Below are 14,155 nucleotides of genomic sequence, written 5' to 3' on the forward strand. Positions count from 1 at the left end.
GGGATCCGCGTCGCCGACGAGATCGGCCGGACCCTTACCTGTCAGGTTGGTGTGTTTAATTACCTGGTGTCGTAATTGCAAGCGAAGCATGATCGAAACAGCAGCGGCCGACTTACTGGCGAGCGGAATGGTCCCGCTAGAAATGACCCAGACGGAAGTGTTCCAAGCGATCCAAGAGAACGGGCTCTTGGCCTCCTCGCTCTGGATAAACATCGCCCTCGCGGGCCTGTCGATCCTCCTGTTCGTGTACATGGGACGGAACGTCGAGGACCCGCGGGCTCAGTTGATCTTCGTCGCCACGCTGATGGTGCCGTTGGTGTCCATCTCGAGTTACACCGGTCTCGTCTCCGGGCTCACGGTGAGCTTCCTCGAGATGCCCGCCGGGCACGCGTTGGCCGGCCAAGAAGTGCTCACGCCGTGGGGACGGTACCTCACGTGGGCGCTGTCGACGCCGATGATCCTGATCGCGCTCGGCCTGCTGGCCGGCTCGAACATGACGAAGCTGTTCACGGCCGTCGTGGCCGACATCGGGATGTGCGTCACCGGTCTCGCGGCCGCGCTGACCACGTCCTCCTACCTGCTGCGCTGGGTGTGGTACGTCATCAGCTGCGCGTTCTTCGTCGTCGTCCTGTACATCCTGCTCGCTGAGTGGGCGCGGGACGCCGAGATCGCCGGCACCGCCGAGATCTTCAACACGCTGAAGATCCTCACCGTCGTCCTCTGGCTCGGCTACCCGATCTTCTGGGCGCTCGGCGCCGAGGGGCTCGCGGTGCTCGACGTCGCCATCACCTCGTGGGCGTACAGCGGGATGGACATCATCGCGAAGTACCTCTTCGCGTTCCTGCTGCTCCGCTGGGTCGCCGACAACGAGAGCATCGTCTCCGGCATGGCGTCCGGCCTCGGCTCCGCCTCCCGCAGCGGCACGGCGCCGGCCGACGACTGAGTCGAACGACCGCCGCGCGGTCCGAATCCGTTTTCACGCATTTTCAGTCCCCCTAGCCTCCGGTCCGGTCGAGAGACAAGCGCTAAACCCGCGGCGGCGGTGGATCGGGGCATGAAACAGGCCATCGTGGCGCGGACGGACATCGGCATGGGCGAGGGGAAACTCGCCGCGCAGGTCGCGCACGCGTCGCTGTCGGCGTACCAGGACGCCGGGCGACGCGCCCGAAAGAAGTGGCAGGGCGAGGGACAGAAGAAGGTCGTTTTAAAAGGTGACTCGGAGAGCCAGCTGTTCGAGCTGGCCGACAAGGCGGACAGAGAGGGGCTCCCGTACGCCATCGTCCGAGACGCGGGTCACACGCAGCTGGAGCCGGGGACCGTCACCGCGCTCGCGGTCGGCCCGGCCCGCGACGAGAGCGTCGACCGCGTGACCGGCGACCTCTCGCTGTACTAGATGGCCCCCGCACACGGACTCCGCGAAGCGCACCCGACCGAGCGCGCGGTGGGCATCGAGTACTACGTCAGCGACGCGGACGGGATCGGCGGCCGGCTCCGCGCCTCGCCCGAGGACTTCCGGGTCCGCGAGCTGGAGGCGTTCGACCCCGAGCCGCTCGGGGCCGACCCGGGGAGCTACCCCGAGCTGGTCGTCCGCGTCACGCTGCGCGACTGGGACACGAACGACTTCGCGCGCCGGATCTCGGACGCTCTCGGGATCAGCCGCGAGCGCGTCTCGTGGGCCGGAACGAAGGACAAACGCGCCGTCACGACCCAGCTGTTCACGCTCCGCGAGGTCGACCCCGACGACCTCCCCGCGATCCGCGGCGCCGACATCGAACCGCTCGGACGGGCCGGACGGCGGCTCTCGTTCGGCGACCTCGCCGGCAACGCCTTCGACATTCGCGTCGCAGACGCGGTCGAGGGAGCCCCCGAGCGCGTCGCCGACGCGGTGCGTGACCTCGCCGCGTTCGCGGGCGGGGACGGAGACGATTTCGACGGCGACTCTCCCACGGGGGCGACCGTCGGCGTGCCGAACTACTTCGGCCAGCAGCGCTTCGGCAGCCGGCGACCCGTGACCCACGTCGTCGGGCTCGCGATCGCCCGGAACGACCCGCGCGAGGCGGTCCGGCTGTACGCGGGCAACCCCGCCGAGACGGAACCCGACGACACCCGGGCCGCGCGCGATCGCGTCGACGCGGCGTTCGGCGTGGACGCCGACGTCGCCGGCGGGGAGGTCGGAGCCGGTGTCGACGACGCTGAGCGCTCCGCCGCAGACGGCACCGGCGACGGCGACTGGAGCGCCTGTCTCGACGCCATTCCCGGGAAGCTCCGGTTCGAGCGCTCCATGGTCCACCGGCTCGCCGACCGCGGCGTCGACCCCGACGCGCCGCCCGACCACGACGACTGGTGGCACGCGCTGGAGGCCGTGCCGTCGAACCTCCAGCGGCTGTTCGTCAACGCCGCCCAGTCCTTCCTCTTCAACCGAGTCGTGAGCGAGCGGCTCCGTCGGGGGCTCCCGTTCGACCGCCCCGTCGCCGGCGACGTGGTCTGTTTCGCCGACGGCGACGCCCCCGGCGAGCTGTACGTGCCGGACACTGACCGGCTCCAACCGGTCGACGTCGACCGTGTCTCCGTCGTCTCGCGCCACTGCGAGCGCGGGCGGGCGTTCGTCACCGCCCCGCTCGTCGGCACGGAGACCGAGTTCGGCGACGGCGAGCCGGGCGAGATAGAACGCGAGGTCCTCGCGGACGCCGGGATTGAGCCGGGCGACTTCGCGCTCCCGGGGGAGTTCGACTCGTCGGGCACCCGGCGGGCGATCCTCCTGCGCACCGACCTCGACGTGTCGTTCGACGACGGCGACCCCCGGTTCGGGTTCGCGCTTCCGAGCGGGTCGTACGCGACCGTGCTGCTCCGGGAGTTCACGAAGAGCGGTCCGGTCGACCTGTGAGCGGAGGGTCACGCTCTCCGCTCGGCCTTTGCGCGGGCGGTAACCCTCTGATCGATCCGCGTTTGTGCATTAAAAAGACATCCCGACAGCCGAAACCACCACGATACTGCGCCTCGTTCCGAGCCGTTTTTGTGCGGGAGCCGTCAATCGGGGTCATGACCCGGATCGTCGTCATCGACCTCCACGGCCAGTTCACGCACCTCGAGCGGCGGGCGCTCCGCGACATCGGCGTCGACACCGAGATCGTCTCGGCGGACGCGCCCGCCGACGAGGTCGAGGCCGACGGGATCGTCCTCTCCGGCGGTCCCGACATGGACCGCGTCGGCAACGCGCCGGACTACCTCGACCTCGACGTCCCCGTGTTCGGCATCTGCCTCGGGATGCAGCTGATCGCGACCGAACTCGGCGGGGAGGTCGGCGGCGGCGATTACGGCGGCTACGCCGACGTCGACGTGGAGATCACCGACGAAGATGACCCGCTCGTCGGGTCGCTCGCGCCCGAGACCCGCGTCTGGGCGTCCCACGCCGACGAGGTGACGGAGCTCCCGCCGGGGTTCGTCCGCACCGCGACCTCCGACGTCTGCGACATCGAGGCGATGTCGAACGTCGAGGCGGGGCTGTACGGCGTCCAGTGGCACCCGGAGGTCGCACACACCGAGCGCGGCGAGGAGGTCTTCGAGAACTTCGTCGCCGTCTGCGAGTCGGATTGACATCCTCTCGATCGCTCCCCTACCCGCTCACCCCTCCGGCCGCTCACTCCTCCGGCCGCTCACTCCTGTAGCCGCGCGGTCAACACCGGCGTCTCGCTGTGTCTCACGACCCGTTCGGCGACCGATCCGGCCGCGAGGAACCGGCCGACGCCGGTCCGGCCGTGGGTCCCCATCACGATCAGGTCGGCGTCGTAGTCGCTCGCGGCGTCGAGTATCTCCTCGTGGGGACGGCCGCGCCGGAGGTGTCTCTCGACCGGGACCCCCCGCTCCGCGCCGGCGGCGACGACGGCGTCGAGCGCGCGCTCGCCGCGCTCCTCCTCGCGCTCGACGACCACGTCCCAGCCGTCGGCGCCCGCGATCGTCTCGTCGACCACGAACAGCGCGTGGATCCGCGCGTCAGCCAGCCTGGAGAGGTAACACGCGTGCTCCACGGCGGCGTCGCTTCCGGGGCTCCCGTCGGTCGGACAGAGGATCTCGTCGTACATCGCGGCGAAGCCTCCGGGTTCGGCTCAGAGCCGGTACCGCCGGACGTGCTCCGTCCCGCAGCTCGGGCACTCTCGGCGGTACTCGACGGTCGCGCCGGAGGTGACCGCCTCCCACTCGCACTCGCCGTCGACGAACCCGCACTCCTCGCAGGCGTGCGGCCGTTCGTCGAGCCGCGTCCGGAGCCGCTCGAACGCAGATCGACCGCCGTAGCTGGATGACATATGCTAATGGTACTCAATAACACGATTAATAGTTACCGATAGGAGGGGGGATCCGCCCGAACCGCGCCGCTCGCGACCGTCAATTTCGGCGTCGAGACCGACTTCGTCGCTGCCGCTGGCCTCGACGTCGCTCACCGTGGACTCGTCGTCAGTGGTCGCGGACTCGTCGGACGCAAAAACGCGAGAAATCGGCCGCCTACTCCCCGAACAGCTCGTCGACCGCCTCGCCGGCGGTCTCGGCGGCTTCGCGGGCGACCGCGTCGGGGTCGGGGTCGTCGGGCGCGTTCAGGTAGACGTCGACGTCGAGCACGCCGTCCTCGAACGTCACCGTGACGTCGAGGTCGGTCACCGCCGACTGGTCGTAGTGGGCGAAGACGACGCCCTCCGCGGCTTCGGCCGCGGTGCGGACCACTTCCTCGTCCGTCGGCTCGTCGCTCATCGCTCGCTTACGCGCCGCCCGCGCCCGGACCGCCCGGGCCCATCGGACCGCCGCCGGCGCCGCCCTGAAGCATCTGCTGGAGCTCGCCCTGCAGGTCGTCGAACTGCTCCTCGACGCGCTCCTCCTGCTTCTGGAGCTGCTCGACGCGGACCTCGAGCGAGTCGACCTTGTTCTCGAGGTCGTCGTAGGCGGACTCGTAGTCCGTCTCGACGAGGACCTCGCCGATCTCGCGGTACATGCCGGCGTCCTCGTCGACGTCCTCGAGGGCGTCGAGCGCCGTTTTCGACTCGTTGAGCGCGGTCTGCGCCTGCTCCTTCTGCTGAGCGACCTGCTGTGCGGTCTCCTGCAGCTCCTGCAGCTCCTCGATCTTCTCCTGTGCCTCGGGCGGCATGTTCCCTTGCATGGGCGAAGCGAGGCGACCCGGACGGAAAAACCCACGTCTTCTCGCCTGTCGACCTCACGGCCCGCGAGAGACCGCGAACAACCGGATATCGGGCGATGATCGGACCGAATCGCCGGCCGTCCGGGGACGGTTCCGGAGCCGCCTCGCTCCGCGACCTCACCGGGCTCCGACTCGCTCCGCGACCTCGACGAGCCGGGACCAGCTGTTGACGCCGGCGCGGAGGGCGACGAGGTCGTCTGCCGCGACCCTGACTCGGACCGCGTCGCCGTCGCGGGAGACGGTCGCGGCCGAGCGGGCGTCGTCGATCTCACCCACTTCGGGCGCGAGCGCGGCGGCGACGAGCCGCGCGCGCCGCTCGGAGGGGTAGGCGAACGAGAGGACCGTCTCGTGTGTGCGGGACGCCGTCACGGTCGATGCGGAGCGGGCGGTTACTCGACGTTCACTTCCTTCACGTCGCCGCCGCGCTCCTTCAGGAGGACGCGGTGGCCGCAGTACGGGCAGCGCACGCCGCCGTACTCGTCGAGGGTGACGTCGCGCTTACAGCGGGAGCACTTGTAGCTCATCGTCCTACTCCTCGTCGGCGAGCGCGGCGCGGATGGAGCGGCGGACGGTCCGACCACCGGGGGTCTCGGGGCGGTACGCCCCGCCCGTGAACGTCTCGCCCGTCTTCTCGTTCACCCAGATGCCGGTGCCCTTGCGCGTGACGTCGTCGCCGTCGACGGTCGCGTTGCGCATTTCCTCTTCGATGTCCTGGACCCGCTTGCGGGAGACTCGGCCGTAACGGGCGCCGAATCGGCCCGCACTCCCGGTGCTTCGTGCCTTGTCCTCAGCCATAGTGAGTCCGTCTACCGCCAGCGCGGGTAAAAAGGCTACGAGTCGGGGGCGTCACGGGGGACGCCGACCCGACAGAAGCAGCGGCGTTGAGCACGCGTCGCGCCGACGGCGACACAGTATATGAACGAACGACCCCCGACGGCGACCTGGAAATAAACTGAATGAGGCGGTGGCGCGCCTCCGAGCGGTCGCCGTCGCCGACCGCTCGGAGCCCGCGAGGGACGCGGTGAGCGCTCGAAGAGCGCGAACCGCGAGGCTGGGGAGGCGCGAGGTGCGGTCGCGGACCCGCGAGCGAAGCGAGCGGGAGCACGGAAGTCGCAGCCCGCGCAGCGAAGCGAGCAGGAACGATTTCCGGCGGTGCGGGCGGGGCTCGAAGGGGCAGCCGCGAGGGCGACGGCGGCCGAAGTAAGCACTGCAGGGAGCGAACGGAGTGAGCGACCGAAGCGCGCAACGAGGCCCCCGAGCCGTCGCGGCTGGGGCTTTGTGGGTGTTTACCGTCGAGTCATCGGACACGTATCGCCGAGCGGCTGGGGCTTCGGAGGTGTTCACCGCCGCTCCAGCGGCGACCGTTTATAAGTGAGCGGCCGGAGCCTTGGGGGTGTTACCCGCGTACCGACCGCAACGTCTTTTACAACTAAGTAATATTACTAAGTTGTATGCACGGATTCGACGGCTTCAGCGACGTGAGCGAGACCGACGTAACGAAAGCGATCGGGAACGAGTGGACCGACGGCTTCCTCGAGTTCACCGATTCGGAGGTGATCGTCATCGGAGGCGGCCCATCCGGGCTGATGGCGGCCAAGGAACTGGCCGAGCGCGGCGTGAAGGTGATGATCGTCGAGAAGAACAACTACCTCGGCGGCGGCTTCTGGCTCGGCGGGTTCCTCATGAACACCGTGACGGTCCGGGACCCCGCACAGGAGATACTCGAGGACCTCGACGTCGACTACGAGCCGGTCGAGGACGTCGACGGCCTCTACACGGCGGCCGGCCCCGAGGCCTGCTCCGGGCTGATAAAGGCGGCCTGCGACGCCGGCGCGCGCGTCCAGAACATGACCGAGTTCACCGACCTCGTCGTCCGCGAGGACCACCGCGTCGGCGGGATCGTGATGAACTGGACGCCGGTCCACGCCCTCCCGCGCGAGATCACCTGCGTCGACCCCATCGCGGTGGAGTCCGACCTCGTGATCGACGCGACCGGCCACGACGCGGTCGCGATCAGCAAGCTCGACGAGCGCGGGGTCCTCTCCGCGCCGGGCATCGAGCACGCGAGGGAGCACAACACCGGGATGGACCAGACGGGCGACGACCAGTACGGCGCCCCCGGGCACGACTCGCCCGGCCACGACTCGATGTGGGTCGGCGAGAGCGAGGACCAGGTCGTCGAGCACACCGGCGTCGTCCACGACGGCCTGATCGCGTCCGGCATGGCGGTCGCGACCGCCCACGGCCTCCCGCGGATGGGGCCGACGTTCGGCGCGATGCTGGTCTCGGGGAAGCGCGCCGCACAGGCGGCGCTCGACGAACTCGGCGTCGACGGCCCCGCGGTCCGGCTCTCCGCCGGCGACGCGCCCGCTCCCGCGGACGACTGACGGCTCGGTCGAGCGCCCGGACCCGACCGGTCCGTCCCCGGCGACGCCTTTTTATCCGGCATGAGCGGATATCGAGCATGTACTGGCGTGGGCACGTCGGCATCGCCCTGCTCGCGTACGCCCCCGTCGCGGGAGCGACGCTCGCGATCGGCGAGCCCGACCTGACGTTCCTCGGCGGCGCTCTTTCGGTCGCCGCCGCCACGCTCCCCGACGCCGACCACCGGCTCCCGATCTCGCATCGCGGGCCGACGCACACCCTCGCGTTTGCGGTCACGGTCGGTCTGCTCGCGGGGGCCCTCGCCGCGGTCGCACTCGCCGTCGGTGACGCCGGCCGCGGGCTCCCGCAGTGGGCGCCCGCGTTCGTCGGCGGGGCGGTGACGCTGTCGCTGTGTTCCCACATCGCCGGAGACGCGATCACGCCGATGGGGATCCGCCCCTTCAGGCCGCTGTCGACGGCCCACTACTCCCTCGATCTGACGCCGGCGAAGAATCCCAGAGCGAACTGGGCCTTCCTCGTCGTCGGAGTCCTCTCGACGGCGGTCGCCGTGGGCGTGGCCTACTGAGTCGCGTCCGACGCGTCACGCCCGCCGTCGTCTGGTTCCGCTACGTCTCGGCGACGCGTCGGACCCGGTCGACGACCGACTGCGGGACGATGTGTTCGGCGATCTTGACGTCCGCGGGAGTGACGACGCCGAGCGACCGCCCGGCGAACGCGTAGGTACCGACGACGGCGACCGGGAGCACCAAGGCAACTACCAGGGTGTGCGACACGAGCGTGACGAGGAGCCCCCCGACCGCGAGCGCGGGAAGCCACGCGGCGACGACGAGGCCGAGTTCGCGCGTGAACGGGTGGATCCGCCGGTAGTGGTACACCTCTAAGAGCGCGGCGGTCCCGGAGAGCGTCAGCGCGAGCATCGTCCCGACCCCCGCGCCGAGGATGCCGTACCGCGGCACCAAGAGGACGCTGAACGCGACGTTCGCGAGCAGGAGGAGCGCGGAGTTGAGGAACACCATCCGGGAGTAGCCGAGCCCCTGGAGGAGCGTTCCGCCGGGACCCCCCGCGGTCACGCTCACCAGGTACCCGACGACCAGGGTGAGAACGACGCCGCTTGCCGCCGTGTACTGCGGGGTAAACACGAGCGAGAGGTACGCGTCGGCTCCGAGCACGAGGACGGCGGCCATTGGCAACGAGAGGGCGAGCACCCACCGCGTCGCGGTCTGATACCGCTCGGCGACCGCGTCGTGGTCCTGTCGTCGCTCGGCGATGAGCGGCTTGAACACGGGCGCGAGCGACGAGAAGAAGACGAGGAGATTCGCCGCGAGCATGTACCCGATCCGGTAGATGCCCACGTCGTCCGAGGACATGAAGTACCCGACGACGAAGTAGTCGACCTGTCCCATCACCACGAAGATGACGCCCGCGAGCGCGAGCGGCACGCCGTACCAGAGGATCTCGCGGACGGACGTGAACACCGTCTCGCCGCCCTTCAGGACGTCCCGTCGAATCAGCAGGACGATCCCGAGGAGAATCCCGACGACGAGGCCGATGATGTAGCCGCCGACGATTCCGACGAGACCGAAGCCGACGAGGAGCAGCCCGACCGTCGCGAGCAGCCGCACCGTCGGTCTGGTGATGTCGCGGACGTACACGCGGTATCTGAGACGCTTGATACCGCTGTACGACGCCATCAACCCGTTGAAAACCGCCAACAGCGGGAGCGCGACCGCGAGCATTCGGAGCCCCGTCGCGACGCCGGGTTCGTCGAACGCCGCCGCGAGCGCGTCCGCGGCGAAAAACACGCCGACCCCCGTTACCGCGGAGGTCAGAAGCAGGAGGCCGAACACCTGTACCGTCACGCCGCGGGCCCGGCCGGGCTCGCCGCGGTCGAGATACTGCGGGACGAAGTAGTCGATCGCCCGGTGTAACCCCGCGCTGGCGAACACCTGCGTGAGGTGAAGCACCGACGTCGACAGCACGAACAGCCCGTAGACGCCGGGACTCACCAGCCGCGTGATCATGGCGACGACGAGGAACCCGAACCCCTTCTTGATCAGTTCGCCGGCGAACGTGACGCCGCTCTGCTCCGCCATCGTTTGGTCCCCGACGTTCGAGGGCGGCATCGACGTGTCCGTCGTGTCCTCGCGCACCTCGGTGGACGGGTTCGGGATCGCCTGCGACTCCGCGTCGTCGCCGGTCGCGTCGGGCGTCCGCCCGTGCGTCACGACCCGCCCCCCGGGCACGCAGGTCGTTCGCCGCGGTGCGAGCGGGTTCCGTCGTCGGTGGCGGTACGGTCCATGTTAGGGATTCCTGACGACTTCGGCCTCGTGGTCGTCGACGAGCGCCGCGCGCTCACCGACGTCGGGAAACATGACGGAGAACTCCCAGCGGTCGCCGTCGTCGATGTCCGACACCTGTTCGATGGTCGTGTCCAACAGCTCGTCGTCCGCGTCGAAAAAGCGGACCCGGACCTCGAGGTACGTGATCTCCTCGTCGCTGGTCCGCTCGATGACGCCCTCGACGGCGACCGACTCGTCGTCGGTCCCCTCGTGTTCGCGCACGAGTTCGCTGCTGACGACCTCCGCCCGCGGCTCCAATATCTCCTCGTCCGAGTCGTCGCTACACCCGGCGGTGGCGACCGACGTGGCGCCCGCGACCGCGGCGAGGAGACGGCGGCGGCGCATCTGTTACGGCTCTCAGGAGTGGAGGGAAATAAAACGGTAGTTATCGGCGCCGATTGCGACCCCAGCGCTGGCACATCGGTCACGAACGTTCACTCGACTCCGACTCAACCGTGTGCCTTTTTGCGCCCCTCCGCCGAATCCGGCGGTATGCGCAACGCCAAAATCGTCTGTACGATCGGTCCCGCGTCGGACGACCGGGACACGATCCGCGCGCTCGCAGACGCGGGGATGTCCGTCGTCCGGCTGAACGCCAGCCACGGGACGACGGCCCACCGCGAGAAGGTCATCGAGCGGGCTCGCGCGGTCGACGACGCGGTCGACGACCCGCTCGCGGTGATGGTCGACCTGAAGGGCCCAGAGGTCCGTACCGCCGAGCTCGAGGAGCCCATCTCGCTCGCGACGGACTCCGAGCTGACCTTCGTCGAGGGCGACGACGCCACGCCCGACCGCGTGGGGCTCACCCACTCCATCGCGACCGCGGGGCCGGGCGACACGGTCCTCCTCGACGACGGGCGGATCGAGTGCCGCGTCGAGCGGGTCGACGGCGAGTCGGTCGTCGCCACCGTCGTCTCCGGCGGGAAGCTCAGCTCGCGTAAGGGCGTCAACCTCCCGGGGGTCGCCATCGACGTCGACCTGATCACGCCGGCGGACGAGGACGAGCTCGACCTGGCCGTCCGGGCGAACGCGGACTTCGTCGCGGCCTCCTTCGTGCGCGGCGCCGACGACGTCTACCGGATCGCCGACGAGCTGGAGGAGCGCGGGGGCGACGACATCCCCGTCGTCGCGAAGATCGAGCGGGCCGGCGCGGTCGATAACCTCGACGGCATCGTCGACGCGGCGGACGGCGTGATGGTCGCGCGCGGCGACCTCGGCGTCGAGTGCCCGCTGGAGGTCGTGCCCGTCATTCAAAAGCGGATCATCCGGAAATGCGTCAACGCCGGCGTTCCGGTCATCACCGCGACGGAGATGCTCGACTCGATGGTCCACTCGCGGCGGCCGACCCGGGCCGAGGCCTCGGACGTCGCCAACGCGGTCCTCGACGGCACGGACGCGGTGATGCTCTCGGGCGAGACCGCGATCGGCGACGACCCGGTGAACGTGGTGGAGACGATGAATCGGATCGTCCGACAGGTCGAGTCCAGCGACGAGTACGCGGAGACGCGCGAGCAGCGCGTTCCGGCCGCCGCCGAGGGCTCTCGAACCGAGGCGCTGGCGCGCTCGGCCCGCTACCTCGCGCGCGACCTCGGCGCGTCGACCGTGGTCGCGGTGTCTGAGTCCGGCTTCACGGCCCGCAAGACGGCGATGTTCCGCCCGGGCGTCCCCGTGGTCGCGACCACGCCAGACGACCGCGTCCGACGACAGCTCGCGCTCTCCTGGGGCGTTCGTCCGGTGCTGACGGAGTACGCCCACGACATGGAGACGATCCTCGACAACGCGGTCGACGCCGCGCTCGACACCGGCGGCGCGTCCTCCGGCGACACCCTGGTCGTGCTCTCCGGGATGCTGACGGAGTTAGAGGGGACGAACACGACCAACACGCTGAAGGTCCACGTCGCGGCCGAGACGCTCGTGACCGGGAAGGCGGCCGTCGCGGGCCGCGTCGCCGCCCCCGTCCACCGGACCGACGACGGCGACCTGAGCGAGATCCCCGAGGGGTCGATCGTCGCGCTCGGCCCCGGCTTCGAGGGCGAGTTCTCGGGCGACCTCGACGCGATGGCGGGGATCATCGACGCCCGCGAGGGGATGACCGGCTATCCCGCGGTCGTGGCCCGCGAACTCGGCGTCCCGATGGTCTCCGGCGCGACGCTCCCAGAGAGCGTCGCAGACGGGACCGTGATCACGCTCGACGGCGAGCGCGGCATCGTCTACGACGGCGACGTGATCGCGGCGGCGAGCCAGCGGTAATCGCGCGCGCCAGCGGTGCGCGCCTCGGGCGAGTGCAGGCCCCGCCGACGCGCCGCTGTCCCACCCGCCAGCCATTTACCACCGACGCGCCTACCGGCGGGTATGGGAACCGACGACGACGCCGACGGCAACACGCGAAGTCGGGCGAACGAGACCCGAAGCGCCGACGGCGGTGAGGAGCGCCAGTGGCGGTTCGCCGTCGACGACGTCGGGCCGGACGGTATCACGGAGGACACCGGTACCCCCGAGGACGAGCCGATCGAGCCCGGATCGATCGACGTCGAGAACGCCGTGTTCGTCGTGCTCGGCGTCGCGGTCACGGTCGGCGTGCTGTTGTTCGGCTTCTGAGTCGGCGTGCTGTTGTTCGGCTTCTGAGTCGACGCCGACTCGCGGGCGTCGCGCCGGGTACCTGAGCCCCCGATATCCTGGGCTCGCACACCACTTATACCGACGCGGCCGTACGTCCGAACATGGATCTGCTCTCGTGGTCCGGGTCGCTCCTCCAGTCCGGACTGCTCAGTCCGGACACGCTCCCCCTCCTGCTGTTGACGGTCGGCCTGCTGCTCTCGATGGCGGAGGCGCTCGCCCCGGGCGCGAACTTCATCGTCGTCGGTATCGCGCTGATCGGGGCGGGGCTCGGCGGGCTCCTCCTGGCGTCGCTCGGCGTCACGGGGGCGGTGCTCACCGTCATCTTGGCCCTGTTGACGCTCGTCTTCGGCGCGGTCGCCTTCTACGGTTACCACGAGTTCGACCTGTACGGCGGGAAAGGCCAGCAACAGACCAGCGACAGCGACGCGCTGAAGGGCAAGACCGGCACCGTCACCGAGACGGTGACGACCTCGGGCGGCGAGGTGAAGCTGACCGGCGGCGGCTTCAACCCCTACTACTCCGCCCGCTCGATCGAGGGCGAGATCGAGGAGGGCCAGGAGGTGATGGTCGTCGACCCCGGCGGCGGTAACGTCGTCACCGTGGAGTCGATGGGATACGTCGAGGACGACATCGACAGGGAGCTCGCGGCGGACCGCGCCCGGAAAGAGGCCATGGAGGCCGCAGCCGAGGGGGATTCCGAGCGCGACGACGACGAGACGGACGGAGAGCGCGAGGCCGAGACTGAGACCGAACGCGAGTGACCCGCTCGCGGGGAGCGACCGCGCTCCGAACCGGCGGGACGGACAAGACACTTGTTTCGTCCCCCGGATCCCACGGCCATGCCCTCCCCGTTCGCCGCCCTCGCCGAAGGCGTCGGTTCGCTCCTCGACGGCGCTCGCCGCCACTTCGAGCGGGATCGACCGCGCTCGGGCGCGGTCGCGGTCGGACTCGTCCTGTTCGTCACCGCCGCGACGGTCGCCGGGGTCCTCGCGCTCGGCGTGGCCTTCGACGCCACGATCGACCGGGAGGTCACCGTCGACAACCCCGACCGCCCGCCGGAGGCCACCTGCGAGTCGTTCGGCGACGACGACTCGTTGATCGGCGAGCGCTGCGACCGGCCCGAACGGATCGACGTCGACGTCGGCGAGGAACTGCGCCGCGCGACCGGCGACTACGCCGGGTACGGCCTGTTCGGAGTGCCGATCTGGTGGGCGATCTTCGCGCTCGCGCTCCACGGCGGCGCGCGCCTGGCCGGCGGGAGCGGGTCCGTGGGCGACTCGTTCGCGATCGCGGCGTGGGCGCTCGTTCCGGAGGTGATCCGACTTGCCGCCGGGCTCGCCGCGATCTGGTACGCGCTCGCGACGGCGACGGTCGACGGCGAGACCGTCGAGGCGATCGCGAACCAGATCGTCGCCGCGATCGGGGCGATGGACGCGCCCCTGCTCGCCGTCTCGGCGCTCGTCGTCGCGATCCAGTGGGTGATCGTCGCCGGCGGGCTGGAGGCGGTCCACGGCCTGGACCGCGGGACCGCGGGAACGGTCGCCGGCGCGTTCGCCGTCCTCGTGTTCCTGCTCGCGGCGGTGTAGGGACGGGCCCGGTCGTCGACGACCCGCGCGAGGCTCCTCGACGC

General features: G+C 70.1%; 19 protein-coding genes. 10 read left to right on the forward strand and 9 right to left on the reverse strand.

Annotated features, from left to right (window positions below; translation table 11 throughout):
- The first annotated feature begins 142 nt into the window (after positions 1 to 142).
- From R6U01_RS04080 to R6U01_RS04095, 4 genes are all read left to right on the forward strand, one after another.
- On the forward strand, positions 143 to 943 hold the full coding sequence (locus R6U01_RS04080; RefSeq protein WP_410285280.1) for a bacteriorhodopsin: 801 nt from the start codon (positions 143 to 145) through the stop codon (positions 941 to 943).
- A gap of 111 nt (positions 944 to 1,054) precedes the next feature.
- Positions 1,055 to 1,393, forward strand: a complete 339-nt coding sequence (gene pth2, locus R6U01_RS04085) for a peptidyl-tRNA hydrolase Pth2 (RefSeq protein ID WP_410285186.1) — start codon at positions 1,055 to 1,057, stop codon at positions 1,391 to 1,393.
- Positions 1,394 to 2,884, forward strand: a complete 1,491-nt coding sequence (gene truD / locus R6U01_RS04090; RefSeq protein ID WP_410285187.1) for a tRNA pseudouridine(13) synthase TruD — start codon at positions 1,394 to 1,396, stop codon at positions 2,882 to 2,884.
- A gap of 155 nt (positions 2,885 to 3,039) precedes the next feature.
- On the forward strand, positions 3,040 to 3,594 hold the full coding sequence (locus R6U01_RS04095; RefSeq protein WP_410285188.1) for a GMP synthase subunit A: 555 nt from the start codon (positions 3,040 to 3,042) through the stop codon (positions 3,592 to 3,594).
- 59 nt (positions 3,595 to 3,653) lie between these two features.
- Here R6U01_RS04095 and R6U01_RS04100 read toward each other — a convergent pair whose 3' ends face one another.
- From R6U01_RS04100 to R6U01_RS04130, 7 genes are all read right to left on the reverse strand, one after another.
- Positions 3,654 to 4,079 (reverse strand): universal stress protein, encoded by a 426-nt coding sequence (locus R6U01_RS04100; RefSeq protein WP_410285189.1) that lies wholly within the window; start codon positions 4,077 to 4,079, stop codon positions 3,654 to 3,656.
- 24 nt (positions 4,080 to 4,103) lie between these two features.
- Complete coding sequence (locus R6U01_RS04105) at positions 4,104 to 4,301, reverse strand: HVO_0649 family zinc finger protein (RefSeq protein ID WP_410285190.1); 198 nt, start codon at positions 4,299 to 4,301, stop codon at positions 4,104 to 4,106.
- Between the two features lie 196 nt (positions 4,302 to 4,497).
- Complete coding sequence (locus R6U01_RS04110; RefSeq protein ID WP_410285191.1) at positions 4,498 to 4,740, reverse strand: DUF3194 domain-containing protein; 243 nt, start codon at positions 4,738 to 4,740, stop codon at positions 4,498 to 4,500.
- Between the two features lie 7 nt (positions 4,741 to 4,747).
- The gene (locus R6U01_RS04115; RefSeq protein WP_410285281.1) at positions 4,748 to 5,131 is read right to left on the reverse strand and encodes a prefoldin subunit beta; all 384 of its coding nucleotides are present in this window, start codon (positions 5,129 to 5,131) and stop codon (positions 4,748 to 4,750) included.
- A gap of 168 nt (positions 5,132 to 5,299) precedes the next feature.
- A complete protein-coding gene (locus tag R6U01_RS04120; RefSeq protein WP_410285192.1) occupies positions 5,300 to 5,551 on the reverse strand; it encodes a KEOPS complex subunit Pcc1 in 252 nt (83 codons plus the stop codon).
- 20 nt (positions 5,552 to 5,571) lie between these two features.
- Positions 5,572 to 5,706: a DNA-directed RNA polymerase subunit P gene (locus R6U01_RS04125; protein ID WP_004049526.1), complete on the reverse strand. Its 135-nt coding sequence runs from the start codon at positions 5,704 to 5,706 to the stop codon at positions 5,572 to 5,574.
- 4 nt (positions 5,707 to 5,710) lie between these two features.
- Positions 5,711 to 5,977, reverse strand: coding sequence for a 50S ribosomal protein L37ae (locus R6U01_RS04130; protein ID WP_410285193.1), 267 nt, complete (start codon positions 5,975 to 5,977; stop codon positions 5,711 to 5,713).
- Positions 5,978 to 6,633: 656 nt separating this feature from the next.
- On the opposite strand from R6U01_RS04130, the gene R6U01_RS04135 reads away from it, so the two are divergent.
- Both R6U01_RS04135 and R6U01_RS04140 read left to right on the forward strand, forming a co-directional pair.
- On the forward strand, positions 6,634 to 7,569 hold the full coding sequence (locus R6U01_RS04135) for a thiazole biosynthesis protein (protein ID WP_410285194.1): 936 nt from the start codon (positions 6,634 to 6,636) through the stop codon (positions 7,567 to 7,569).
- A gap of 77 nt (positions 7,570 to 7,646) precedes the next feature.
- Entirely contained in the window at positions 7,647 to 8,132 is a 486-nt protein-coding gene (locus tag R6U01_RS04140; protein WP_410285195.1) for a metal-dependent hydrolase, read from the forward strand.
- 40 nt (positions 8,133 to 8,172) lie between these two features.
- Here R6U01_RS04140 and R6U01_RS04145 read toward each other — a convergent pair whose 3' ends face one another.
- Together R6U01_RS04145 and R6U01_RS04150 are read right to left on the reverse strand one after the other, a co-directional pair.
- The gene (locus tag R6U01_RS04145) at positions 8,173 to 9,792 is read right to left on the reverse strand and encodes a flippase (protein ID WP_410285196.1); all 1,620 of its coding nucleotides are present in this window, start codon (positions 9,790 to 9,792) and stop codon (positions 8,173 to 8,175) included.
- A 75-nt stretch (positions 9,793 to 9,867) separates the two neighbouring features.
- Positions 9,868 to 10,251 carry an FxLYD domain-containing protein gene (locus tag R6U01_RS04150; protein WP_410285197.1) on the reverse strand — a complete coding sequence of 128 codons (384 nt, stop codon included), beginning with the start codon at positions 10,249 to 10,251 and terminating at the stop codon, positions 9,868 to 9,870.
- A gap of 147 nt (positions 10,252 to 10,398) precedes the next feature.
- On the opposite strand from R6U01_RS04150, the gene pyk reads away from it, so the two are divergent.
- The 4 genes from pyk (at position 10,399) to R6U01_RS04170 (ending at position 14,111) form a co-directional block, all read left to right on the forward strand.
- Entirely contained in the window at positions 10,399 to 12,156 is a 1,758-nt protein-coding gene (gene pyk / locus R6U01_RS04155) for a pyruvate kinase (protein WP_410285198.1), read from the forward strand.
- A 102-nt stretch (positions 12,157 to 12,258) separates the two neighbouring features.
- Positions 12,259 to 12,504, forward strand: coding sequence for a hypothetical protein (locus tag R6U01_RS04160; protein WP_410285199.1), 246 nt, complete (start codon positions 12,259 to 12,261; stop codon positions 12,502 to 12,504).
- Positions 12,505 to 12,626: 122 nt separating this feature from the next.
- Positions 12,627 to 13,286 carry an NfeD family protein gene (locus tag R6U01_RS04165; protein ID WP_410285200.1) on the forward strand — a complete coding sequence of 220 codons (660 nt, stop codon included), beginning with the start codon at positions 12,627 to 12,629 and terminating at the stop codon, positions 13,284 to 13,286.
- Positions 13,287 to 13,364: 78 nt separating this feature from the next.
- Positions 13,365 to 14,111, forward strand: a complete 747-nt coding sequence (locus R6U01_RS04170; protein ID WP_410285201.1) for a Yip1 family protein — start codon at positions 13,365 to 13,367, stop codon at positions 14,109 to 14,111.
- Positions 14,112 to 14,155 lie beyond the last annotated feature (44 nt).

This window comes from Halorubrum sp., from assembly GCF_046498025.1.
GTDB lineage: Archaea > Halobacteriota > Halobacteria > Halobacteriales > Haloferacaceae > Halorubrum.